We start from the raw sequence: 23,364 nt of genomic DNA on the forward strand, positions 1-23,364 counted from the left end.
GCTCCATCAAATTTATTAATTTGTCCTGAGGCCTCTTTTCGCCGATCTTAAAGATCACCAAAGGAGGTCCAAATGGCATTGCATGAAGCCCGCACCATTCAACTGAAAAGCGGCGATTCCATCATTATGAGGCCTGCTTTGGTCAGCGAGGCTGAGGCATTGTTAAATGCCTTTCTGGAAATTCTGCCCACGTCCCCTTACATTCTGACCACTCCGGAATCCGCAGCAAAGAAAACCGTGGAAACCCAAACAAAGTGGATTACCGATGCCAACGAAGATCCCAAAGGCGCTTTGATCATCGCTGAACACCAGGGCCGCATCATCGGCATCACCAACATGGTGGCGTTCAAAGACAGCAAACGCGGGCACCGCGCGGGTTTGGGAATGTCAGTGCATCATGATTATCGCGGCCAGGGATTGGGCGAAGCTTTATTGCGTCGTCTGATTGAAGTCGCTCAAAGCATTGAAGGCCTGAGCTTTCTGGAACTGAACGTGATGAGTGCGAATCAACCGGCGTTCAAACTGTATAAAAAACTGGGATTCCAGCAGGTTGGCTATTTGCGCGAAGCTTATCGCCAACCCGATGGAATTTTCACCGATGACATTTCCATGTCACTGGATCTAAGAGCTCGCCCTAGCTAAGGGCGAGTTTTTCGAATTCTTCAATTTTGCGATTAATGACCGCGATGGATTTTCTCCAGAACTCTGGTTTGCGAATGTCTTCGCCCAGGTGCTTTTGCACCAGATCTTCCGCCGTCATACGACCCGTGTCGCGCAGAATATTGACGTAAGTCTTCATGAAGTCCTTACCCAGCTCTTCACGACGGGCATAAACACTGATGCTGAACAGGTAACCGAACGTGTACGGATAGTTATAGAAGCTGATTCCGGACATCGAGAAATGCAGCTTTGTCGCCCAGTACATCTTGTCGTTCGCACTTAAAGTGCTGCCGTACCACTTGCTCCACGCCTCATCGGTCAATTTGCTCAGTTCATCGGCGCTGACCGTGCGCTTTTCACGCATTTCATAGAAGCTTTTTTCAAAGTCATAACGAGCCGGGATATTCAGCAGGAATGCCGTCGCACGCTCCATCTCACCCCACGCAAATTCAATCTTTTCTTCACGGGTTTTGGAGTTGGTCAACAGCACATCATGCAAAAGGGTTTCCGAGAAAATACTGGCCGTTTCAGCCAACGTCATCGGGTACCCACACTCGGCAATTGGCATATCGCGCATTACCCAGGAATGATAAGCATGCCCCAGTTCGTGAGCCAAGGTGGAGATATCACTATTAGAACCCATGTAGGTCATAAACACGCGTGGTTCACGTTTTTTGCGGAAGCCGGTGCAATAAGCGCCGTTGCGTTTGTTCGGAAGAACACGCGCTTCGATCCAGTGTTTTTCAGCCATCATGTCCACAAACTGCGCCATGTCTGGTGAAGCCTGACCGAAGGCATCCTTGATCATGTTCAAGCCTTCTTCATAGCTACGCTCTGATTTGGAGGCTGAAATCGGGCTTTGCGCCAGCAAGTCCCAAGGGTCCAAAGACTTTTTACCCATCAGCTTTGCCATCGCCAGATTCGCACGGCGGGACATATCGACGTTTTCATAACAAGCCGTCAGCATCGCATCCAAAGTTTCTTGGGTGATACGGCTATAGAACAGGGACTGATCCAGATAGTGCGCCGGTTTCACTTGAGAACGTTTCTTGATCACCTCGTGGCGCCAGCCAGCCAGGGCATTCAAAATCGATGCTGCTGTTTCCTTGTGCGTGGTCCATGCGTTTTGAATGGAGGTCCACGCCACACGGCGGGTTTCTTCATCCTGACTGCGAATCAATGCGGATGCCTTCGCCAGGCCCACAGTTTCTGTGCGGTCTTTGAATTTCATTTCACAGCGCATGGTGCCGCTCAAGTTGGTGTAAAGCTCGCCCCACGCATGCAAGCCCGGCATTGAAAGTGCCTGCAACAAAGTTTCTTCTTCATCAGAAAGCATGAATGGTTTTTGTGTACGTTCCTGGCTCCAGTCAAATTTTGCTGGTGTCAGTTCCGGGTGGGAAAGAATCTTGTTCAGAGTTTCCTCTGAACAACGTTTCATAAAGTTATCCACCGGGATCAGGATCTGCCACATATGCGAATTCAGCGCCATCACCTCAGACTTTTTGGCTTGCGCCTCGTTCAGGGTGCTGTCCACCGACAGATGACAATTCAGGAAGGTCGACATATTACCAACCAAAATCTGGGTGGCTTCCACGTCGATCCAGATCTTCTGGATTTTTTCCACTTCGTTTTCAAACGGAGTCTTCAGGGATTTGACGTCCTTTTCAAGCTGATCAACCTTGGATTTCACCAGATCAAATTCAGCCTGAAATTCAGGAGAGTTGTAAGACGGATATTCAGATTCAAGATTCCAAGCCATTTTTTCCATGGCACTGATCTTACCGCAAGGTCCGAAAAACAAAAAGGGCCTTTGAGGCCCTTTTTAGTTTTAACGCTTTTCGATGTCGTCTTTGGCTCTTAGCACCGTGGAACCCAGATCATTGATGATCTTGCTTAGTTCCGGCGACAGGGTTTTACCCATCACCTGCAACTGCAGATGCTCACCTTCATAGAACGGGCCGACAAGCTTGTCGTCACTCCACGCATCCAGGAATTCTTCTTCAAAGCCACCGATGACTTTTTGGTCAAACAACTGTGCTCCGAATTCACGGAAACTTCCCTGCAAAGTGTCCGGATTCAAGTTCGAAGAACCCACCAGCATCACTTTGCCATCAACGGAAGTAATCTTACGGTGATTTTCCTGGTGATAGCCTTGTGTTTTTCCATTAGGGAACTTCGCTTCGATACCCAAAGTGCGGCGGGCACGAACTTCAACCCCATGACGCAGCAACTGATCCAAGTACAACGTATTTGGCAATCCCCCCAAACTGAAGTTTCCGTTGTGGTCAGCCAGAATGCGGATCTTCAAACCCGGAACCTGCGCCTTGCGTTTCATCAGGGCATCGTTGATGTACTTGTCATAAATGAACAGATGCTCCATATAGATGTGGCTTTCGGCTTTCATAATCATATCCACCAGCATGTTGCGGGTGTCTTTGATTTTCCCATCCACATTGGCTTCCGCCAGACGTACAGACTGATTTCCCACGGCCGGGAACGAAGTTCTGTCAACGCGGAACCACGCCAGAATCTGATCACGGTTTTTAAGATAAGCTGCGTTGTCGTAACCCTCTTCCTTGTAATAGAACCATTTTCTTTCGTTCGGATCTGTCGTCAACGCCGCTTCGACATCATCATAGTAAGCGGCCTGAACCAACGCTGCGGCAGGGCCTTTCACATAAAGGGCATTATCATAGTAATAGCCACCACTGTGATCAGACCAGTTCTTGGAACCAAAATAAGCCTGAGGCGCATCAGATTCGGGATCCACCACGATCACCTTGCTATGATCGATCTTGGATTCGTAGTAAGTGTTGCGCTTTTCCAGGGCTTTGAAAGTCTCTTCCGTCTTCGGCACCAGGTTCGTGATACCGAACGGAATCCCAGGAGGATGGCGCTGAATGTTGGCCTGAAGCAGGTACACAGAACCCTTCAGACCAGGATCGGTTGCCGCACGGTCTTTAATATACTTAAAGATCGGCATCATCTCGTCCTTCATGTTGTAGTTTGTGGCATAATCATGCAGCAACAACACCTTGAAGTTCGGATTGGCTTTCTTCTTTTCCACTGTTTGATCCAGCAGGAACTTGCTCAAAGTTCCACCCATCGTTCCGCCAAAAAGGAAGATATCAATGAACACCGACTCTTTCGCGGAAAGGATCATGTCACGGATTTTTGCAAACATTGGGTCTTTGAAAGACGGATGTCCGTCATCGTCCTTGTGCAAAGGCATCTTCATATAAGGTTGACTGAAATCAAGTACCCCACCGGCAAAGATCACGCGGTCATTGAACCATTGGATTCTTTCCGGAGATATCTCGTTATGACTGACCAGCTCTACAATGTTGCCCGGGACAAAGCCCCCCGCCGACAAAGAGTACGGGTCCATCTGCGGGAAACGTTTTTGCAAATTTTCGGTCAGTTCGCGACTGGTCAGACTCAAGTTGGAAGCCCCAGCCCACGAAGTCATCAAAGAGCGGGCTTCGTTCTGAGCCGCTTTATCTTTAACCAAAGGATTATCAGCATAGTCACGCAGGGCCTGCAAACGCATCTGCAGCCAGTACTGCATCACCTTGCCTTCATTTGCCGCATTCTTTTTCACAAACTTCCAATAAACCAAAGGAAGCAGGATTTTTTCCGGCACGATGGAATCATTGGCTTTCACAAAAGCGCGAGCCTTGGTCTGCTCGGACGCCGGGAGCTTTTTGATTTCCTGAAGCAAAGTCTCTGGACGACGGCAGGCTTCTGCCGCAAACATCATGTCATGATTTTTCTTATAGTAGTCCATGGCAGCAATGCGCTCTTTCAAAGACACTTGTGCCGTTTGCGCCACCGCAGTGGAGGCAAAAACCACAGAACTTAGAATCAACAGGGTCTTTTTCACAGGACACCTCCGTTCACCAGAGCATCCAGATGCAGGAATTTCTCCATCGATGACTCACATTTTTTCAGGTACTGGACGCGCGCAGAATAAAGCGCCTGGGTCTCGTTCGCCATATTGTCGTTATCACGGGAAGAATAGTATTCCACCAGCTTGACGCGGGAACGATCGCGATCCAGTTTTTTCTCTTTCAGGTCGTAAACGATCTTTTCCAGGTTGAAGCTGATCTCTTCCACAAAGGACTTTTTACTTTCCACCAGGAACTGACCCGTTGGAATGGACTTGCCGGTTTTTTCGTATTTATCCGGCATCAATTCAGAACGTCCCTCATTGTTCGAGGCCACGAGGCCCGGGAAGACTTCGATGGTTTCTTCCGTCGGAATGATGTCTTTCAGACTGAAGTTCTTATACAGATCCACCGTGTAGAACAACGGCACTCCGGCACCGGCCTTTTTAGCCGACAGTGTGAAGCCTTCGCAGGTTACTGACTTTTGCACTTCACGGTTCAGGCGATAGTACCGGCGATAACGGGCAAAGCCCTTGACGCCGTTCTTTTTGATGCTCGGCAGACCGAACTTGGGACGGGTATCCAGAATCTCAACATAAAAGGTCACCGTACCACCGATATAGTCGGCCTTTCCTTGGGTGGCCGGAATGTATACTGAGTTATTATAAACAGTGCCGGTGTCGGTGGACTTTTCCAACTGATCCCACTTGGAGCTCAATGCGCCGGTTTCATTGAAGCGAACCAGTTGATTGCTGTTCAACTCGGTCGCATAATCATTCTTTTGATTCGGCTGAGGCAGGAAAGTCAGATCCACCTGCAGTCCGGTGTTGATGATCTTGTAAACACGCATGGTCTTTACAAAGTTTTCGATCATCGCGTCTTTCAGGTTTCCTACCGCCAGTTTAGCCAGGCCCTGTTCCGGATTTTCCACACCCAGCGTTTCAATGATCGCTTGATTCAGAGCCTTGCGGGCCGTTTCAGAAAGATACTTTTGGTCGCCATTGGTGTGGAAAGAAATCTTCATCGGATGACGATACGGCTTCAAAGGGGAATCCCCCCCGATCAGATCAGCCAATGCCTGAGTCTGCCCATCCGAGATCGTGTACTTTTTTTCACTGGCTGGTTCACGCACCTCTTTGTGGGTGCAATGCACAGCCATCAGGGCTGTGCAGGCAATCAAAGCGGATTTCATCGTCATCTTCATGATTACTTCCTACAGATTCTGGAATTTTTTAAATTCAGCGTAGTGTTGATCGTCGGCTTTCAGCAGAAGGCCCAAAGAATAAGGCAGATCCTTGTAAACGCGCTTGCCGTCGTAATACATAATCACCGGTTCAAAGGTTCTCTGGTTTCCGATAGCCAGTTGAGCCACGTTATCCGGGCTGATGGTGTAGCGGCGCAATGTTTCTTCCAGCGGCCACTTCACGTCACCAAAGACCACATAGGCGATCTCAGAACAAACGATACGCGTGTGCGTATGAACGTCGAAGTTGAAATCATACTCTTTCCCGATCTGGGCAATCGCCTGCAAAATGGCCTTGCGGCGATATTCATCCGTGATGTTGGAACGCGTGTCACGAACCACCAAGAAGTCATCGATATTCAGGAAATGCTCCAAAGTGTTCAATTCCACACCCGGGCGCAAAGCTTCCACGATGCGGTGGCCGGAACGGATTTTCGCCTGAATTTTTGCCGGGATCTGATCCCAAACCTGCAGGTCTTTCAGTTGCTCTTCAGTTCCCAACCAGATGGCCACGTGGCCGTAGTGCCCCGGGATCATCTTGTCGGTCAGACGGAATGGAGTTTTCTCCATCAGAATGTCCAGCGGTTTCATTTCTGCAATCAGATTGGCTTTCTCCGATTCAGACATATTGTATAGATAACCTTTGCGAGTCTCTACCAGGCCGACCATGTTGCCGAAGCCCATGCTCATCCCGTAAGAAACTGCACGAACACCGCGTTTTCCACGCAAAGTCAGGCGATTCCACAGATTGGCAATGGCGTCTTTAAAGCCTGTGCCGGTCTTGTCATTTTTAACTGCCAGGTACCAGATACTGGACTGAGTAAGGGTGTAAAGCTGGGCTTCTTCCGGACTGGTTTTTTCACCGTTAGCACGACGCCAAGCCATCACCGAGTCGATGAACTTGATCGCGTCTTCGATCTGGTCACGACGACTGGTGGAGGAATAAGAATCCGCAATCGCCTGCAACGCACGTTTTTGAGGAACGTCATAGTTCAGAACATAACGCAAAGAAGAGTTGTCATTAAACGGCTGGATGGCCACCAGATAGTTGTCCATCAGAAGCAATGCGGAAGCCAAAGCCATCTGCATGCGGAAAATCTGTTTTTCGCCCTGAGCATCTTTTGGATCCACATTCAAAACATTATAAGTTTCGTAGGTGTCCTTACGAACATGACGGTCTTTCTTCTCTGTTTTGGTGCCTTTATACGGCGTCAACTTCACCTGATTTTTACCTGCGAAATACTCGCCTTCAGCGATCGCCAGATCCATCAGTTTTTTGCGCGTTTCCAGATAATTTGCGCCCATGGCGCGAACCCATTCCCCTTCAGAACGACTCAAGGACACGTCGCCCGTTTGACCCAACTTCTTTTCATCCGCAAAGCGCAGGGCGGTGGCGCGGAAGTCCAAAGCTTCGGCCATCAAAACCTGCAGGTCATAGTATTGGGGATCTACATAATAGGTCGCTGCTGGCGTTCTTTCCTGAGAAGATTTGAACGAAGAACAAGCGCCAACAAATGCTGTGAGTGCACACAACAGAACAATAGCGAAACGCATGGGATTTCCCTCCATACGATCAGATTATCTGAGGAGGACTAACTTCTCGCTTTAAACATGTTTACTGACAGTAAATCTGGCCCAGAGGACCAGTGCAAAAGGACACCGATAAATCCATTGCTGGACTTGGTAACAGTGGCGAATTGGTAAACCTAGACCACTGTAATTTCTGCGGCTGAATTGTCGACCCTCTTCATATTGATAAACTTTGATTTATCAATCAGAGGAGACATCCCCATGAAGTCCTGGATCGCAGTTCTTCTTATTATGGTTCTTTCGCCCTGGGTAATAGCTCAAAACAAACCGGAACAAACCCGCACCTGGCCCCTGGAGCTGAAGCTCACCAATAATCAAACCATCGAAATGTATCAGCCTCAGGTAGAATCCCTCAGCCACAACGACATCAAGGCCCGCGCCGCCTTCAAACTAAGAAGGGAGGGCAAAGACTATTATGGGAGCTGTAAAATAGAAGCAAAAGCAGCCATCAACAAAGAGTCTGATTTGGTCGAACTCAGCCGCTTCCGCATCAAGAACCTTCAGGCACCGACGGCCAATATCACCAACAACGACCTACAGATAGAAATCGAAAAAAATTTCGACGGTAAAACCGTGGCATTTTCTTACCGGACTTTGGTCGACAATCTGGCGGTGGCCTCGGGCGCCAGCCTGCCCCAACCCAAACTGCATAACGAGCCCCCTGAGTTTGTCTTCGCTTCGCAGCCGTCGATCCTGATTATGATCTCGGGCGAACCCCAATGGACCGCATCCGACGGCGCCAAAGAGGTCAAACGAGTTCTGAACTCGAGCGCCTTGTTTCTGCATCAGGAAAAATCAAAAGACTATTATCTTTGGGCGTTGGGAAAATGGTTTCAAGCCCCCGAACTTAAGGGCCCCTGGAAGGTCTCCAAATCCGGTCCCACCTCCAAATTTGTGATGATTAAAGATAAACTCGTGAAAGCCAAAAAGGTGGATCCACTGGAAGGCAAAACCGCCGACGGCAAACCGCTTTATCAGCCTGGTGTCACACCTGAAATAATTGTAGCCACTAAGCCTACGGAACTTTTGCAAAGCACAGGGGAACCGAAGTACGCCGCAGTCGATGGCACCGCACTGCTATACATGTCGAACTCACCGAACTCTATATTTATAGATTCCAAAGACCAGAACTATTACACCCTGGTCTCGGGAAGATGGTTCCGTTCTGCCAGTCTTCAAGGACCGTGGAGCTATGTCAGCGGCAAACAGCTTCCCAAGGATTTTGCCAGAATCCCATTGAAAAGCCCTGTCGCGGAAGTGCTGGTCTCTGTGCCGGGCACGCCGCAGGCCCAGGAAGCTGTCGTTGTCAGTCAGATCCCGCAAACAGCTCAGGTGAAAAGAGATCTCAAACCCAAAGACATCTCCTGCGATGGCAAGGTGAAATGGCAGTCCATTCCCGAAACCGGCCTGAAGTATGCGCAAAACTGCAACAGTCCGCTGATTGAAGTTAACAGTGAATCCTTCTATTTAGTGCAGGATGGAGTGTGGTTCACATCCACTTCAGCCCAAGGCCCTTGGCAGGTGGCCTTGGCCGTTCCAGAACAGATTTACAAAATTCCCGCCTCTTCGCCCCTTTACTATGTCACCTATGTGCACGTTTATGGATCGACCTCAGACACAGTGACGGTGGGTTACACTCCGGGATATCACGGCACTTTTGTTTCGGCGGATGGCACCATCGTTTATGGAACCGGCTACAACTATGACTCTTACACATCCGGCAGTCAGTGGTACCCCGCCCCCAGCACCTACGGTTTTGGTGTGGGTTACGGTTGGGGCTATGAAGCCGGATTCTTTATGGGCTTTTCAATGGGTTCACTCATGTACCCGTGGGGTTGGGGATACTGCTGTTACGGTCCGACCTTCGTGAACATTAATATCAACAACACCTACACCAACTGGGGTCGTCACACCGTCATCTCAGGGCCCGGTGGGCATGGCATCACCACCAACACCATCGGTCAGACCAAGTTCATTCGCGGCAATGACAGTTCAAATATTTATGCCACCCACGATGGCCAGGTCTATCGCCGCACCGATTCGGGCTGGCAGAAAAATATCGGTCCGGGCTCCTGGGAAAACGTCGATCGCAAGAACACGGCAGACCTGGATCGAATGCATGGTTCCCGCGACAGTCAACGTGAGATGGCCCGTCCGCCCACAGGCCGGGATTTCTCAGGACGACCGCAGCTTCAAGGCGGAGGGGGCTTCCGGGCAGGAGGCTTCCATGGCGGTGGGTTCCGCAGATAAATAAATAACAAATAAAAGGAGTGCACCATGACTATGAAAAAGATTTTCTGTTACTTGGCTCTGACTCTGTTGACGTCCCCCTCGATGGCAGCCATGGACTGGGGCATCGAGCTGGGAGCCCGCCAGCAAGCAGGCGATGTCGCGGGTTTGAATTTTTCGGCCAACTCGCAAGTCGGTTTCCAGGGGGGCGTGTTTGTCCATGTTCCGATGGAGCAAGGACCGGTTCATTTCCGCACGGGGCTTTTATATACTCAAAGACCGCTGCAATCAGAAAGTGACATCACCGGACAGACAATTGATTTCCACTTGGACTATCTGGATATTCCGGTGGATATCCTGATCAAGTCCGGAGAGCAGTTCGGTATGTATATGGGCTTCCACACCAGTATCAATATTTCGAAATCCTGCTCGGGCAGTGACTCCTGCCAGGTCCAGGATGTGGACACTCCGACTTTCCCGATTATCTTTGGTGTCCTGTTTAAAGCCACGCCAAAGTTCGGCTTTAACTTCTATATTGATGGCGCCAACGGTGCCGTGGCAAAGGGCCTTGGCAACTATAAGGCCGTGGGTCTGAATCTGACGTACTCGATGGATTAATCGAAAATGCGGAAATCTTTATCTCTGATCGTTCTCATCTGGATGATTTCTTTTTCGGCAGAAGCTCAACAGTCTTCTGCCGAAGAGGACACTCGTCTGCATTGGGACGAGTCTTCCAATTTACTGGACGACGAGAAAGCTCTGCCGGTGAACGCAGCGCAACCCACGCCATTCAACGCCTTTCACAAAAAAGACCAGAATGAGTTTGTCATTGCCCCAATTCCCTTCCTGAATCCGAGTCAGGGATGGGGGCTTGCGCTGATGGCCCAGTACATTTTTACTCTGAAAGATGACGACAGTCCGCCTTCTATTGTCGGAGGTGGCGCATTCTACACCGAAAAACATTCCTACGGAGGAGGTTTGGCCTATTCAGGAAAGCTTGCCAATGACGAATGGCGCGTGGGACTGGCACTTGGAAAGGCCACAGTCTTTTACGACTTTTACGGCGTCGGTTACGATCAGAACAAGCAGGACATCTCCATTCCCCTGAAACAGGAAGTCGACTTTGCCGGGCTAAGACTGATGAAGCAGGTCACCAATAAACTTTTTCTGGGAATTGAGCTTATCGGCGCTGAAATCACGACCAACATAGAATCAGAGAACATCCCCGGCGTCCTGGCGGAGGAAATCGTCGCCAAAACAGATTTCATTGCCCCGAACCTGAAAGCTGAACGTGACACCCGTAATGACAGCTTCTATCCGACGGAAGGATCCCTGTTTGATCTGCAGGCTGAATTTCACAGTGAGGAATTGCACGACAATTCCACTTACCAGACCTACAAAATTTCCTGGAATCAGTATCTGCAAATGGCACCATTTTCCGTTTTTGCCTATCGGTTGATGGCGCGCTTTGCTTATGGCGAAGTCCCCTTTTACAGCCTGAGCATGTTTGGTCAGGGCGGCGACTTGCGCGGTTATGAAACCGGCAAGTACCGCGACAAGATGATGTGGGCCGCACAAACAGAGTATCGCTATCGTTTCACGGATCGCTGGGGCGGTGTCGCCTTCGCGGGTGCCGGACAACTGGCCCCAAAAGTTTCTGACTTTGAAGGCGCCGCCTTTCTGGGAAGCGGCGGTCTGGGCGTGCGTTTTCGTATCGCTCAGAAAAATCCAGTCGACTTCCGTTTTGATACCGCCTATGGCGACCAGAGAATCAGTTACTACTTCAGTGTGGGGCAGTCATTTTAAAATGAAGGAGGCCGGACGTGAATTCCATCCATTTGATAATGACAGCTTTGTCACTTCTGTTCTGCTTTCATCCTGCAGCAGGAAAAACGGCTGAAGAAGCCACCCGGGATCGTGTCCTTGAACCTGGCAATGCCATTCAAGGGAAACCCTATCCGGCCTATCATCCCGACAGCGAAAGCGAAAGAACCTGGGACCATGCCTTGCCATTTCTGGGGCAGAGAGCTTTGGACAGGGGCTTCAGCCTGCCGCTGCCCTACGGAGTCAGCCTGATATTCTTTCATCAGAATCAGGGGTTCAGCATCGAATCCATGGAAGTCGCATTTCGCAAGGATGTTCCTTATAAAAACATCGACTTCATTGATTTTTCCGGAGCCAAAGTCGACAACACCAGTTGGCAAACAAAGCTCGATGCCTGGATCTTTCCGTTCCTGAATGCCTTTGTCACTCTGGGCTCGGTCAAAGGAACCGGCACAGTTCCTATTTCAATTGCCAAAGCGGATCTCTATGACTTTTTCACCCCGAATCTTTGTTCGGGCGGGTCCCCACCGGCATTTTGCGAGGGCTACTTTTCTGCCGTCGCGCCCATTGATTATAACGGCTATAATTACGGCTTGGGCCTTCTGCTGGCCAGTGGCTACAAGGACTGGTTTTTCGCCGCCCCCATAACTTATGTGATCACCAACGTGAATGTATCTGAAGATAACATCACCGCCTTCAGCTTCATTCCAAGGGTGGGCTACAATTACCGCACTCCGCGCAGCGGAAAGTTCGGCTTCTATGCTGGCGCGAATTATCTGAATACAAAAGTCAATCTGACCGGACACTACGAACTGCCCCTTGCCGGAGATCCCAATGTCGGTGAAAACGTGACCGTCCGTTACCGGATGTCCCAACAGCCGCTGGACGTCTGGAATGCGCTTGCCGGAATCAACTGGGAACTAAGTTCAGAATGGTCGGCCGTGCTGGAAGTTGGTTTTTCAGAAAACAAAGAGAATCAGACCCTCAACGTCAACTATCGCTTTTAGGAATAAAAAATGCTGATTCTATTTCTGGCCATCGCCTCACTATTTGGAATTTCTTCAAAAGGCACTCTTCATACCCCCAACCCCTTTCACGTGACATTGGAGATGAGTCTGTTGGAAATGCGTGGCAACGCTGATTCTGACTCCTATGCCGCCAGTCTGGATGCCGACTATGAAATGACAGCGGGAATGATCTCTTTATATGGCCATTTCCTGCGCACCAAAGACAACGGCGTGGAAAACAACCGGAACTGGCTGGGGGGCGCCCGTCTGGAACGAAATCTAATCATGACCGAAACCCGCGGGTATTACTTTCACCAGACCGAAAGCGATCCGTTCGCGGGAATCATCCAGCGCGACAGTGACGAAGTTGGCGTTCAGCAACGCCTTATTGAAAACGGTCAGAATCTTTGGCTGATAGAAGCGGGCCTTCGCTACATGAAGGTGAACCCGCAGAATTCCCCGAACCGGTTTCAGACTGCGGGGAGGGTTTATTCCTTTTACGAAAGAAAACTCACCTCCAGACTGAGCGCAGAAGTCTGGGCCGAATACATTCCCAACCTGACCGATGCCGGAATGGATCTAGCCAATGCCGAGGTGGCACTGGGGTCTTCCCTCAGCCCGCAGTTGTTTTTGAAGCTGGGCTACTTGGTGCAGTATCAGAAGCAACCTTTCGCAGGTATGGAAACCGCCAGCACTCTGACAACCCTGAATCTGATTGCCAGCTATTGATGCTTTACATGGAGGATGGAAGTGAAAAAAAAGATCCTGCTCTTAGCCACTATCTTTACTCATCTGACCTGCAGCCCCTCATGGGGAAGTGTCTTTATAGATCCCGAAGACGGTTATCTGGATGCCAGTCGCTGGCTGCTTGAACACAGCGGCTTCTTGCCCGTGCCGATCATAATCACTGAACCGGCCGTCGGATTCGGAGGGGGACTGGCCCTGGTCTTCATGGAAAGAAGCACTGAAGCTCCCCGCCCGGGACACTTTGCTCCCCCAACCATCAAAGGGGTTGCGGCCTTTGCCACAGATAACGGCAGTGCAGGAGGAGCCGGATTTTATGTGCGCAATTGGGATGAGGATCGCTGGCGCTATCTGGGTGTGCTTGGAGTCGCCGGAATGAATCTGAACTTCTATGGTTCAGTCGGCTTTCCCGGTTCAGAAGACCTAAAGATGCAATACAGCCTGGACGGCTTTTTCCTTTTACAGGATCTGCGTCGCCGCCTGGGCGAAAGCAACTGGTTTCTCGGTGCACGCTACCTGTATTCAGATCTGAAAGCCACTTTTGAAGGCGGAAACCTTCCCCTTCCCGAGACCGAAAACCGCAATGGAGGTTTGGCGTTGCTGATAAACTATGACAGCCGCGACAACACACTTTCCCCTTTAACTGGTGTACAGGGGGAATTGCGCTACTACATGTTCTCAGAAAACTTCGGTGGGAATTTGAACTACAATCTTTCCGCGGCAGATATTCAAACCTTTTGGAAGTGGAACGAAATTTGGGGTGGCGCTGCAAGGCTCCTGACTCGTTGGACTGATGGCAGTGCGCCCTTCTATGCCAAACCTTATATTGATTTGCGAGGAATCGCCAAACAAAGATATCAAGGCGACATTGCGGGATCATTGGAACTGGAGTTGCGCTGGCGTCCCCAACCCCGCTGGCAATTCAGCGCCTTTGGAGGCGGAGGAAAGGCTTCAACCGAGAACGATCTTTTTAAAAGCTCTGACACCGCAGACACCTATGGTGTCGGTCTTCGCTATTTAATGGCTCGCCTGGTGGGTTTTCAGATGGGTTTTGATGTCGCCCGCGGACCGGAAGAAACCGTGTTCTATATCCAGGCCGGGTCAGCGTGGTTCTAATTCAGTACTCGATGTACGAAGAAAACAGAAAACCTATCGTGCTGGAAGACAATCCGCCCCGGCGCGAATCCGTTGTGTATTTAAAAAAGCCTCCCACGCTGCCATCATAGGTGCGATTGCTAAATCCCAAGCCCCCGGTGACCAGATAGAAATTCTGAGAGCCCACCTCCGTCAGCGACAGGCCGCTTAAAATATCAGAATTCGGCAGCACCGGAGCCTCCCAGCCAAGGGAAATATTTTTTGACACCGTCGAATCCGCCCGACCGCCATCTCGCGATAGCCGGAATGAGGTGCCCAAGACAGATCCAGCAACAACCGATGTCCGTCGACGTTCCATACCTGTCCTAAAGTAAACCCGAGCATCGACTCAGAGGCCGGAGTGTATCGGGAGAAATCCTCTGAAGGCCGTGCATCCCCCGAGCTGAATTCATTGATGTACTGATCTCCTTCAGAATAAACATTCAAAGCCTTCCACTGAACGTTCAAACCAAAAGAATAGTTTTCACTGACTCGCCACATGTATCCAGGGGTCAACACCAGCGAGGTCTGCTGTTCAACGTTCTTCTGCAAACGAACTGTCGAAGCCCCCGAAGAAACCGACTGACTCAGTACCAGACCGTTCAGTTCCCTGTAAGCGATGTTAATTCCAACCCCCCAGCTTTGATCGGCATCAATCATTCCTGCATACGCAATTCCACCCACGGCCGCCTGCCGCTGCAGCTCACTGGTGTCGGTGACCTCGGCGCCATTTTCAATGGATGACGAACGCAGGTAATCCTGAATATTGCCTGGATAAGAATAGAAGACGCCCATGCGCAGGCCTGCCTCCACCGGAAAAATCGCAGAGCCTAAAAGAGTTTCGGACTTAAGCTGTCCTGTTTCCCGGGTTAATGCCTGGCCTGAAAACTCCTGATAGCTGACAGCGGATCCGGACAGAGACACAGCCGGCCGATCCTTAAAATAGGCCATACCTGCTGGATTAAACAGCACCGCTCCAGGGGATTGCACAAGTCCCGCCCCGGTGTTTCCTAAAAAGGCTTCGCGGTGCCCAACCGGAGACAAAAACAATGAAGCCACTGCCTCACTCCCTGCAATCAGAAATAAGATCGTCACAACAACCAATGACTTCATCAGATGTATTTTATGACAATCATCACGACACCTAAACCCGCAGGGATGAATTACACATAATAAATATTTTTTGTTTTTTTCACACTTTTGCTCATGCCAGTACCTTGAACTTCGCCGTCGCGAAATAATAGCACTTCATGCAGTGGAGGATTCATGAATATAAAGTTCAGAAAAGTGCTGGCGGCCCTCGCAGTTGCAACATCCACCTCAAATGCCCTGGCAGATGCCTCTGCCGATGACATGAACAAGTCCAACAATCCACTGACACCGATGGTTGCTTTGAACTTGCACGACTATATAACCTCTTCCATCTTCGGTACGGATGAAACCTCCAATTCATTCAATCTGCGCGGAGCTTTGCCGCATCTATTGGGAGGCCTGCCGCAGATTGCGCGCATGACCATTCCTTACCAGACAGTGCCGGGTCCTGACGGAGATCAAGTGTCAGGCCTGGGTGATATCAACCTGTTTGATATTTTCCTGGTTAAAGGCATCGAGAGTGTGGAATTCGGTGTCGGTCCCTATTTTGTTTTCCCCACTGCCAGCGAAGATGAAACCGGCGCTGGCAAATGGCAGGTGGGTGCTTCGGCCATGATGATGAGCCCGCACCCTTGGGGACTTATCGGGGGCCTGTTGACTTATCAGCATGATGTCGCTGGGGACGAGGATCGCCCCACCCAGAACATCGCCACCCTACAGCCTTTCGTCATCTATAATCTGCCGTCGGCCGTTTACCTGCGCTCGACGGGAATTTGGTTCTTCAACTGGGAAACCGGTGACTATTACATTCCGATCGGACTGGGAATTGGCAAAGTGTGGAAGCTTGAAACAGGCACCACGATGAATCTGTTTGCCGAACCTCAGTGGACCGTCGCGCACGAAGGCGTGGGCGTTCCGAATTTTCAGACTTTTGTGGGTCTGAACTTCCAGTTTCCCATCACCAGACATTAAAAAACGAACGTGGATCTTTAGGAATGAAGATCCTGTGAGTTGAAAACCCGCCCTCAGAACGAAGGCGGGTTTTCTTTTATTTACTTCAAGACCGTGGAGCTGCTCTCGGCTTTGGCCAGAGAACCACCCACCTTCACCAGTGGTGGAGGGAAGTACCGACCGCTTTCAAGCTCTGCCGTCGGACCATAGAAACGCATGGTCAGGTGATAGTTCTTCCCTGCCGGTGTCGGCAACCAATTGCTCTGCGGATAACCCGATGGCAACTTGTTGGCAAAAATCACGGTCAGTGATCCATCTGCGTTCGTCTTAAGACCCGACTGATTATTCAGGTTGTAGCGTTGCAAAGAATTCGGCACCACCTGGAATTTTTCAGCATCCACCACGATGACTGACCAGAAATAGCGGACCAAAGACTGCGGTTGGCGATCTTTCGGGAAGGTCATCGTATAGACATTGGAGCCGTTCAGTTCGACCCCTTGTCCGTCGGTATTGGTTTTGAAATAGACAGCCTCTTTGCTGTTATTGGCCCAGATCCCACCCAGATTGACAGCGGACCGGGCGCGATAATCAGACCCATAATTACCCACGACGGTCGGATGATGCCAGCCATTACCCGCTCGACCCAGTTTCAAAAAATGCGCACCAAAATCCGGAATCGCGCGCGTGCGAATCACCTCATTCAAGCGGGTTCTTTCAGATCCCTTGGCGGCATTTTGAATGCTTCGAACCTTGGCCTGCAGCTCTTCCATTCCAGGATTGATGTCCGCTTCACTGGCAAGGACCGCGGAAGCATTGTCAAAAGCGGTGATTCCCGGCAGATTCTTGTTTGTGAAGATCTGAATTGCAACAGGCTTGGCAATCACCGGCGTCCCGATTGAATACAGTTTTATTTGTTTTTGCAAAGCCACCGCCTGAGATGGATCAGCCCCCAGTTCGACTCGGGCCAAAATTCGCGACTTTGCACTGGGCAGGATCACTTTTTCAACATCAGGTCCCAGCGCCACCGTACTGTCCTTCAGACAATAGGCAAATTTTCCGGAAGCATGGCGGGGAAAAGTTCGTTCATTGATATTGGAGGTTGTTTCGCCCCATCCATTCAAAACTTGAATGGTATAATAGCGCCCGGTGATCTTTGGAACTTCCAGCATGGTGCAGGAGTTTTTATCAATTCCCACCCAAGCCTCGCTGTAAGCCACATCCAGATTCGGATTGGCCCATTTCACCCCGCCCACCGGTCGATGGATGATTTTATTCCAGCGGAAACCTTCATCGCGAAAATCAAGGTGCTCCTGGCGCAGCACCAGCAAACGTCCCAAATAATAAGCGTAGGCATCGACCACATCCTTGTCACTGATACGCTCTTTTTTTTCCGCAGCGAAACCCACCGATCCCGCAAGCAGGAAAGCTGTCATTAACGAAGTAAAAATAACCTTCGACGACTGGCCCATAAAGACCTCCTTGTCTTTAAAGCAACAATCCCTATTTTAGACCCGGAGGAGTCTTAAGACAGATTCATTCGCCATTCGGTGGCGACAAACAAACCACCCCGACTTCAGTTGGAAGTGTAGGCCCAGAAATGGCCGGTGTTCTCTTTCATTTCAGAATAAAGAGACTTGGGAATTGGCAGACCTTTCATAGCGTAATCAAAGATCTGCAACTGTTGTGGATTTTCGTACAGGATCAGTTCCAGATTCGGGTTGTGTCCGCCACGAACCAAAATCGCCATCTGCTTGAATCCAGCCGGAACACTCTTGTAATGACGAATTCCCTCTGGAGCCGCAGTCGCTCCATCATCAGATCCCTGGAAGTACGTGACCGGAACCTTGACCGGATAATTTTCGGCCCGATAAATCTTGTCGCCTTTGGCACGAAGACGCGCACATTGCTTCAGCGAATCAGTATCCACCTTGCGCACCAACTGCCCCTTGATGAAAGAATCCTCGATGCTGATGTCCGGCGTCGCCATTCCCAGCTCCTGACAGGAAATCATCATGTAGGCGATGTCATTGGAGGCAAACAGAATGTGCGGAGTATAAGTGATCGGCTCATAACTTTTGCGAACCTCGGCAAGAAACTCTTTAAAGACCTTGTCGTCAGTTAATAGCTCCAAGCGCTCTTTCAGTTTTTTCACGCCATCGTTGTACATCAACTGTGTGCGCGCCTGACGTGACATCCAGGTGTCGGGAATGCCATGAACTGTCGACACACTTTCAAGCCGTGCCATCAGCGAAGGCGACAAAGAGTTTAGCATCTTCTGCACCAGCTTGCGGCGATGAGGCGCATCCCACAACTGCAGGCCCCCGTCATAGACCACACCTTCCAAAATCGCCGCGCGGGTGCTTTGCGGGAAAAGCGAAGCATACATCGTCGCCGGAACCGTGCCATAAGAAATTCCATACACAGTCCATTGATTGATCATCAGATGCTGACGAACCACTTCGGCGTCACGAGCGACATTTTCAGAGGAATAATAAGACGGATCCAGGAACATCGCGCGGGTGTCCGGGCGCGAACAGCCAATCCCCCGGTGCTCCATGATCAGAACATTGTAAGGCATCGGATTGCGGAACAGGCCCCAATGCGAGGTTTGCCCGGGTCCGCCGGTGAAATAAATCATGGTTTCTTTGCTGGGATCAAAGCCGCGGTGGAAATAAGAGTAAACCTCGGTCATACCCCGTTCCGGGCGGGAATAGTCCACCGGGACGCGGACATAGAATCCTTTTTCGTGGGCGATCAAAGACGCATAGGTTTTCTGACAAAGGGACTTGCCTGACTCGTAAGTCGATTCAGAAGGAATGTTCAAAGAAACTTGGGCCTGTGCAGCCAAGCCTGCAGCCATGATCAGGACAAACAACAGTGTTTTCATGGCGGGGAATTTAGCCCAAATAGGGATCCTAAGGGCACGAAAACTCTCAAGTTTTGCAAAACTTGCAGAGTCGTCGATAAAGAAGGCGGGATCTCGGTTTTGCTATAAGCCGGATTCTGTCCAAACTACCAGGTCCCATAATTTACCCGATAATCGTGGATGATCATTCCTCTGGGAGTGGCATTACTGACACCCTCAAGCGATCTTACCCGGTGACTACGGGCTGGCCGCCCTACTAGTGTCACCCTATTTGATCTTGCTCCGCGCAGAGTTTGGCTGTTTTCACTCCAGCGGCTCCCCAGACCCTCCCGTTCCCGGTGTCTGGCTCAATGCCCTGGACATTCTCTCTGTTCCACTGTTCCTTACATTACTGTAGAGGGGCGTTACCCCTTGCGCTGCCATATGGAGTCCGGACTTTCCTCTCTAATTTCAGGAATTTAGAGAATTATTAGAGCAATCATCCGCAAAACCGTGGGGATTTCTAACACCGTCCAGCATTTCGTGCAAGAAGGTTTTCTTAATCCCGGTTTTATTTTACTTTCTAAGCATCGTTTACAAAAGGATTAAATCATGAAGATCTTGGTATCTCTATTCGCGTTCGCTATGACTTTGACTCTTGCTTCTGCTTCTTTGGCTGAAGAGGCTCATGGTGGTGGTGGTCACGGCGGCGGCCACGGTGGTTTGACCGAAAAAATGAACTCTTTGTTCCCACAGCCAAAAGCGGATCCTGCGAAAAACGAAGTTCCGGCTAAACCAGAGCTTGTAAGCCCGGCATATTACACTTCCGTTAAAGCTGATAAAACAACTCTGACTTGGAAATCCGTTGCTGGCGCGGACGAGTACCATGTTCAAGTGGCTACAGATCCTAACTTCAAATGGTTGGTGGCAAACGAATACGCTGTTAAAGGCACTACTTTCGAAGCCACAGGTCTGGAAGCTGGCAAACATTACTTCTGGAGAGTCGCGGCTGTGAAATCCACAAACTGGAGCACATTCCGCAAGTCCTTCTTTGCAATGTCCATGTTCGAAACACCGGCTGCAAAGTAACACGTCCTTAGTTTTCTCGTTCTAAGTTTCTCAAGAGCCCTCCATACTTCTCTTCAGAGAGGGCTCTTCAAAAAAAATCTCCCCTTTCAAAACTGAATAAACCACTTCACTGGATGGCATTGATCACTCCGGAGGTTTCGCCTATGGAAAATCGTTTCATCGTCGGCGTGCTGACCCTGATCTTTACGCTGATTTTCATATTCTCTATTGAAGCTCTGGCCCAGACGGAAAAAACCGCCCTGGATCCCTGCCGCGCAGATTTAAATCGCTATTGCCAGGATGTTGAACCTGGCGGCGGAAACTTTTTGAAATGTCTGGAAGATCACAAAGACAAACTGACCAGCGACTGCCGAACGCGCAGTCAGAAGGTGCATCACTTGATGATGGAGCTTCGTCGCGCTTGCAACAACGATCTGCTGCAGTTCTGTGACATGCTTAAACCCGGCGAAGGCCGCATCCTGCGCTGTTTGAAAGACAACAGCCGACAGCTTTCTAATTCATGCACCATCGGAATTCGTAACGCCATGGAAGCGCGCAAAGACTTGCTGGAGAATCAGTGGCCATAAAAATTTGGAGCGCTAAGAAGTTGTCAAAGCGCAGATAAAACTCAACGATTCATCAACATTCCAGTTGTTCTGGTTGTACAGAAGCGACGGACTCATAGCGTAATTACAAAACTTTAATCCCCAGGGGATTTTGTAATTTTATTAATAAACATGACTGTAGATACACTTATGTCATGACTCATTCTGTTTATGAGGCTCTACTAAATTCAAATGCGGTGATCGAGTTCGACAACCAGGGATACATTCTCTGGGCCAACCCGAATTTCCTGAATCTTATGGAGTATGAACTCGATGAGATTGAAGGACGTCATCACTCAATATTCCTGCCGGAGTTTCACCAACACGAGCTGGAATATCAAGAAATGTGGAACCAACTTGCTGAAGGACAAGCCCAGGCAGGAGAGTTCAAGCGACTTACCAAAACAAATCGCGAAGTTTGGATTCAAGGATCTTACACTCCAGTAAGAAATCTGCAGGGGCAGGTGTCCAAGATCGTGAAGATGGCCGTGGATATCACTGAAAAGAAAAGTCTTTCAGACAACCTGGAAAAGAAAAACAAAGAGCTTCTGGGCGCTGCGATCAAAGCCAAAGCCGCCACTGACGCAAAAACCGTTTTTCTGGCAAACATGAGCCACGAAATCCGCACTCCGCTAAATTCCATCATCGGCATCACCGACACTCTGGCCGAGACTCCGCTAGACAACCAGCAAGCCTCATTCGTCGAGATTCTTCAGCGCGCCAATCATCAGCTAATGACCATCATCAATGACATTCTGGATCTTTCCAAAGTCGAAGCTGGAGAAATGGAACTGCGACCGCTTCCGTTCAATCTAAAACGCCTGCTGGACGAACTGAACACCGTGCTGGGCTTCCGAGCCAAAGAAAAAAGCCTGAAGCTTTCAATGACCATCGATCCCGATGTTGAAGAATACTTTGTCGGCGACGCCGATCGCCTGCGCCAGGTACTGATGAATCTGGTGAACAATTCAATCAAATTCACCAACACCGGTGAGGTGTCTTTGCAGGTGTCAGTGAACCGCACGCCCCACAAAGGAAATCTGCTGTTTCGGGTGACCGACACGGGCATCGGCATTTCCAAACAAAAATTCAAAGACATCTTCCAGCCATTCACTCAAGCCGACACGACCACCACACGCAAATATGGCGGCACGGGACTGGGGCTTTCCATCACGAAAAACATCGTGCAAATGATGAACGGCCATGTCTGGTTTGAATCCCAACCGGGCCAGGGAACGACGTTCTATTTCACGATTTCGGTGCCGTCCACAACTGAAAGGAAAACGACCATGCACAATCCTTGGCAGGGCCGCTACCAGCTCAGCGACATCAAACACAATATCTCTCAAAGCCGTCTGCGCATTCTGGTCGTGGATGATGTCGATGACAATCGCCATCTGTTCGGAATTTATCTGCAAAAAACCGCTCACGCTGTCAGCTATGCCAACAGCGGCGTCGAGGCTGTGGACATGGTCGCCAAGGACCACTACGACATTATCTTCATGGACGTGCAGATGCCGGGCATGGACGGATATGAAGCCACTCAGCGCATCCGCGAAATGGAGCGCCAGTTGAATCGCACTCCTGCGAAAATATTTGCCTGCACGGCGAATGCTTTCCAGGAGGACGTCAGAAAAAGCATCTCTGCCGGTTGCGACCTGCACCTGTCCAAACCCGTGCGCAAGGACACCATGCTGAAAGCGATCTCCTCTTATTTTAGCGATGCTCCGGAAGCCACTTTCTAAGGTGATGATTCAGGCCGTGCCGATCCAGCACGGTCTGCCGTGACAGCCCGCCTTTTTCCTCGACAGAATAATAAACCTTTAGCTGCGCCGGATTTTCACACCAGTGATAAATCATGCCTGCGCACATCTTGCAGGGCTTGTGGGTGGAATAAAGAACCGCTCCGGCCGGGATCTTCTTTCCCGTTTCGCGATACAGGCGCTGCACCAGATTCACTTCCGCATGCAGAGTTTTGTTTTTTGAATTGGAATTCACACCATAACTTAAAAGCTCGCCTTCCGGATTCACCAGAAAGGCCGCAATGTCGCGATCATAGTCATGCAGCACATCCCCCCGGGGAACCAGCCGGGCCAGGCCTGACGCCAGCTCCAACTGCTGTTCCGGGCTTTGGGCAGCCTGCCCCCGAAACCAGCTTGCAATCTCGTGGACTGATTTTTGATTTTCCTGATTCAGATGGGACACGGCTGAAACAATCTGGGTGGTGTCGCCAATCTCCACAAACTGCCAGCCGGGATTTTCACCCTGATCCGAGGGTTTGAGATTTTCCGTGATTCGCTTGGCAACAACTTTCACCATACCCCGGCACATTTCGGTCAGGGCGGCCGTGGTGTAAATGCGCTGGCGCAGAATGAAAAAACTGTGATCCACAAAGCGGTCAAACAGCCCCTGCAGCAGCTTTACCACGGCCGATGAAGGTGCCACTGCTCCAGCCGGAAAGCGGGCGAAATAAACGGTCCCCTTG

At 50.2% G+C, this 23,364-nt stretch carries 20 protein-coding genes and 1 other RNA gene; 11 read left to right on the forward strand and 10 right to left on the reverse strand.

Going from position 1 to position 23,364, the window contains the following annotated elements:
* Positions 1-72 precede the first annotated feature (72 nt).
* Positions 73-642, forward strand: a complete 570-nt coding sequence (locus tag ACZ520_RS17000; RefSeq protein WP_464126677.1) for an N-acetyltransferase family protein — start codon at positions 73-75, stop codon at positions 640-642.
* On the opposite strand, the gene ACZ520_RS17005 is transcribed toward ACZ520_RS17000, so the two are convergent.
* The 4 genes from ACZ520_RS17005 to ACZ520_RS17020 are packed head-to-tail and all read right to left on the reverse strand — an operon-like array spanning position 635 to position 7,344.
* Positions 635-2,428, reverse strand: coding sequence for a M3 family oligoendopeptidase (locus ACZ520_RS17005; RefSeq protein ID WP_464126679.1), 1,794 nt, complete (start codon positions 2,426-2,428; stop codon positions 635-637). The two genes, ACZ520_RS17000 and ACZ520_RS17005, sit on opposite strands and share 8 nt — an antisense overlap.
* Positions 2,429-2,488: 60 nt before the next feature.
* Positions 2,489-4,543, reverse strand: coding sequence for a phospholipase D-like domain-containing protein (locus ACZ520_RS17010; RefSeq protein ID WP_464126681.1), 2,055 nt, complete (start codon positions 4,541-4,543; stop codon positions 2,489-2,491).
* Positions 4,540-5,751: a hypothetical protein gene (locus ACZ520_RS17015; RefSeq protein WP_464126683.1), complete on the reverse strand. Its 1,212-nt coding sequence runs from the start codon at positions 5,749-5,751 to the stop codon at positions 4,540-4,542. The genes ACZ520_RS17010 and ACZ520_RS17015 overlap by 4 nt, the downstream gene beginning before the upstream one ends.
* 9 nt (positions 5,752-5,760) lie before the next feature.
* A complete protein-coding gene (locus tag ACZ520_RS17020; RefSeq protein ID WP_417868124.1) occupies positions 5,761-7,344 on the reverse strand; it encodes a YiiX/YebB-like N1pC/P60 family cysteine hydrolase in 1,584 nt (527 codons plus the stop codon).
* 237 nt (positions 7,345-7,581) lie between these two features.
* Between ACZ520_RS17020 and ACZ520_RS17025 the strand changes: the two genes are divergently transcribed.
* From ACZ520_RS17025 to ACZ520_RS17050, 6 genes are all read left to right on the forward strand, one after another.
* Positions 7,582-9,630 (forward strand): carbohydrate-binding family V/XII, encoded by a 2,049-nt coding sequence (locus ACZ520_RS17025; RefSeq protein WP_464126685.1) that lies wholly within the window; start codon positions 7,582-7,584, stop codon positions 9,628-9,630.
* A 33-nt stretch (positions 9,631-9,663) separates the two neighbouring features.
* Complete coding sequence (locus tag ACZ520_RS17030; RefSeq protein WP_417868122.1) at positions 9,664-10,227, forward strand: outer membrane beta-barrel protein; 564 nt, start codon at positions 9,664-9,666, stop codon at positions 10,225-10,227.
* A gap of 42 nt (positions 10,228-10,269) precedes the next feature.
* The gene (locus ACZ520_RS17035; RefSeq protein WP_464126687.1) at positions 10,270-11,415 is read left to right on the forward strand and encodes a BamA/TamA family outer membrane protein; all 1,146 of its coding nucleotides are present in this window, start codon (positions 10,270-10,272) and stop codon (positions 11,413-11,415) included.
* Between the two features lie 17 nt (positions 11,416-11,432).
* Positions 11,433-12,440, forward strand: a complete 1,008-nt coding sequence (locus tag ACZ520_RS17040; protein ID WP_464126689.1) for a hypothetical protein — start codon at positions 11,433-11,435, stop codon at positions 12,438-12,440.
* Positions 12,441-12,542: 102 nt separating this feature from the next.
* Positions 12,543-13,169 (forward strand): DUF481 domain-containing protein, encoded by a 627-nt coding sequence (locus tag ACZ520_RS17045; RefSeq protein ID WP_464126691.1) that lies wholly within the window; start codon positions 12,543-12,545, stop codon positions 13,167-13,169.
* Between the two features lie 21 nt (positions 13,170-13,190).
* The gene (locus ACZ520_RS17050) at positions 13,191-14,300 is read left to right on the forward strand and encodes a BamA/TamA family outer membrane protein (RefSeq protein WP_464126693.1); all 1,110 of its coding nucleotides are present in this window, start codon (positions 13,191-13,193) and stop codon (positions 14,298-14,300) included.
* A gap of 1 nt (position 14,301) precedes the next feature.
* On the opposite strand, the gene ACZ520_RS17055 is transcribed toward ACZ520_RS17050, so the two are convergent.
* Positions 14,302-14,511 carry a hypothetical protein gene (locus ACZ520_RS17055; protein ID WP_464126695.1) on the reverse strand — a complete coding sequence of 70 codons (210 nt, stop codon included), beginning with the start codon at positions 14,509-14,511 and terminating at the stop codon, positions 14,302-14,304.
* Positions 14,487-15,431 (reverse strand): hypothetical protein, encoded by a 945-nt coding sequence (locus tag ACZ520_RS17060; RefSeq protein WP_464126697.1) that lies wholly within the window; start codon positions 15,429-15,431, stop codon positions 14,487-14,489. Before ACZ520_RS17060 ends, ACZ520_RS17055 begins: the two co-directional genes overlap by 25 nt.
* Before the next feature lie 153 nt (positions 15,432-15,584).
* Between ACZ520_RS17060 and ACZ520_RS17065 the strand changes: the two genes are divergently transcribed.
* On the forward strand, positions 15,585-16,382 hold the full coding sequence (locus ACZ520_RS17065; protein WP_464126699.1) for a hypothetical protein: 798 nt from the start codon (positions 15,585-15,587) through the stop codon (positions 16,380-16,382).
* Positions 16,383-16,462: 80 nt separating this feature from the next.
* Here the strand turns inward: ACZ520_RS17065 and ACZ520_RS17070 are convergent, their stop codons facing one another.
* From ACZ520_RS17070 to rnpB, 3 genes are all read right to left on the reverse strand, one after another.
* Entirely contained in the window at positions 16,463-17,794 is a 1,332-nt protein-coding gene (locus tag ACZ520_RS17070; protein ID WP_464126701.1) for a DUF1214 domain-containing protein, read from the reverse strand.
* Between the two features lie 140 nt (positions 17,795-17,934).
* On the reverse strand, positions 17,935-19,248 hold the full coding sequence (locus ACZ520_RS17075) for an alpha/beta fold hydrolase (protein WP_464126703.1): 1,314 nt from the start codon (positions 19,246-19,248) through the stop codon (positions 17,935-17,937).
* Between the two features lie 89 nt (positions 19,249-19,337).
* Positions 19,338-19,721: RNase P RNA component class A (gene rnpB, locus ACZ520_RS17080), an RNA gene on the reverse strand.
* 97 nt (positions 19,722-19,818) lie between these two features.
* Here rnpB and ACZ520_RS17085 point away from each other — a divergent pair.
* The 3 genes from ACZ520_RS17085 to ACZ520_RS17095 all read left to right on the forward strand — a co-directional run bounded on the left by ACZ520_RS17085 (position 19,819) and on the right by ACZ520_RS17095 (position 22,624).
* Positions 19,819-20,295: a fibronectin type III domain-containing protein gene (locus ACZ520_RS17085; protein WP_374031406.1), complete on the forward strand. Its 477-nt coding sequence runs from the start codon at positions 19,819-19,821 to the stop codon at positions 20,293-20,295.
* 143 nt (positions 20,296-20,438) lie between these two features.
* The gene (locus tag ACZ520_RS17090; RefSeq protein WP_417868117.1) at positions 20,439-20,861 is read left to right on the forward strand and encodes a cysteine rich repeat-containing protein; all 423 of its coding nucleotides are present in this window, start codon (positions 20,439-20,441) and stop codon (positions 20,859-20,861) included.
* Between the two features lie 173 nt (positions 20,862-21,034).
* Positions 21,035-22,624 (forward strand): PAS domain-containing sensor histidine kinase, encoded by a 1,590-nt coding sequence (locus ACZ520_RS17095; RefSeq protein WP_088563983.1) that lies wholly within the window; start codon positions 21,035-21,037, stop codon positions 22,622-22,624.
* On the opposite strand, the gene ACZ520_RS17100 is transcribed toward ACZ520_RS17095, so the two are convergent.
* The gene (locus tag ACZ520_RS17100) at positions 22,596-23,324 is read right to left on the reverse strand and encodes a Bd3614 family nucleic acid deaminase (RefSeq protein ID WP_232468975.1); all 729 of its coding nucleotides are present in this window, start codon (positions 23,322-23,324) and stop codon (positions 22,596-22,598) included. The genes ACZ520_RS17095 and ACZ520_RS17100 overlap by 29 nt on opposite strands.
* Positions 23,325-23,364 lie beyond the last annotated feature (40 nt).

This window comes from Bdellovibrio sp. BIS2 (genome assembly GCF_055398295.1).

Coding starts and splice junctions, on each gene's coding strand:
- ACZ520_RS17000 (WP_464126677.1), top strand. CDS start 73: ATGGCATTGCATGAAGCCCGCACCATTCAACTGAAAAGCGGCGATTCC.
- ACZ520_RS17005 (WP_464126679.1), bottom strand. CDS start 2,428: ATGGAAAAAATGGCTTGGAATCTTGAATCTGAATATCCGTCTTACAAC.
- ACZ520_RS17015 (WP_464126683.1), bottom strand. CDS start 5,751: ATGAAGATGACGATGAAATCCGCTTTGATTGCCTGCACAGCCCTGATG.
- ACZ520_RS17020 (WP_417868124.1), bottom strand. CDS start 7,344: ATGCGTTTCGCTATTGTTCTGTTGTGTGCACTCACAGCATTTGTTGGC.
- ACZ520_RS17025 (WP_464126685.1), top strand. CDS start 7,582: ATGAAGTCCTGGATCGCAGTTCTTCTTATTATGGTTCTTTCGCCCTGG.
- ACZ520_RS17030 (WP_417868122.1), top strand. CDS start 9,664: ATGAAAAAGATTTTCTGTTACTTGGCTCTGACTCTGTTGACGTCCCCC.
- ACZ520_RS17035 (WP_464126687.1), top strand. CDS start 10,270: ATGATTTCTTTTTCGGCAGAAGCTCAACAGTCTTCTGCCGAAGAGGAC.
- ACZ520_RS17045 (WP_464126691.1), top strand. CDS start 12,543: ATGAGTCTGTTGGAAATGCGTGGCAACGCTGATTCTGACTCCTATGCC.
- ACZ520_RS17060 (WP_464126697.1), bottom strand. CDS start 15,431: ATGAAGTCATTGGTTGTTGTGACGATCTTATTTCTGATTGCAGGGAGT.
- ACZ520_RS17065 (WP_464126699.1), top strand. CDS start 15,585: ATGAATATAAAGTTCAGAAAAGTGCTGGCGGCCCTCGCAGTTGCAACA.
- ACZ520_RS17070 (WP_464126701.1), bottom strand. CDS start 17,794: ATGACAGCTTTCCTGCTTGCGGGATCGGTGGGTTTCGCTGCGGAAAAA.
- ACZ520_RS17075 (WP_464126703.1), bottom strand. CDS start 19,248: ATGAAAACACTGTTGTTTGTCCTGATCATGGCTGCAGGCTTGGCTGCA.
- ACZ520_RS17085 (WP_374031406.1), top strand. CDS start 19,819: ATGAAGATCTTGGTATCTCTATTCGCGTTCGCTATGACTTTGACTCTT.
- ACZ520_RS17090 (WP_417868117.1), top strand. CDS start 20,439: ATGGAAAATCGTTTCATCGTCGGCGTGCTGACCCTGATCTTTACGCTG.
- ACZ520_RS17095 (WP_088563983.1), top strand. CDS start 21,035: ATGACTCATTCTGTTTATGAGGCTCTACTAAATTCAAATGCGGTGATC.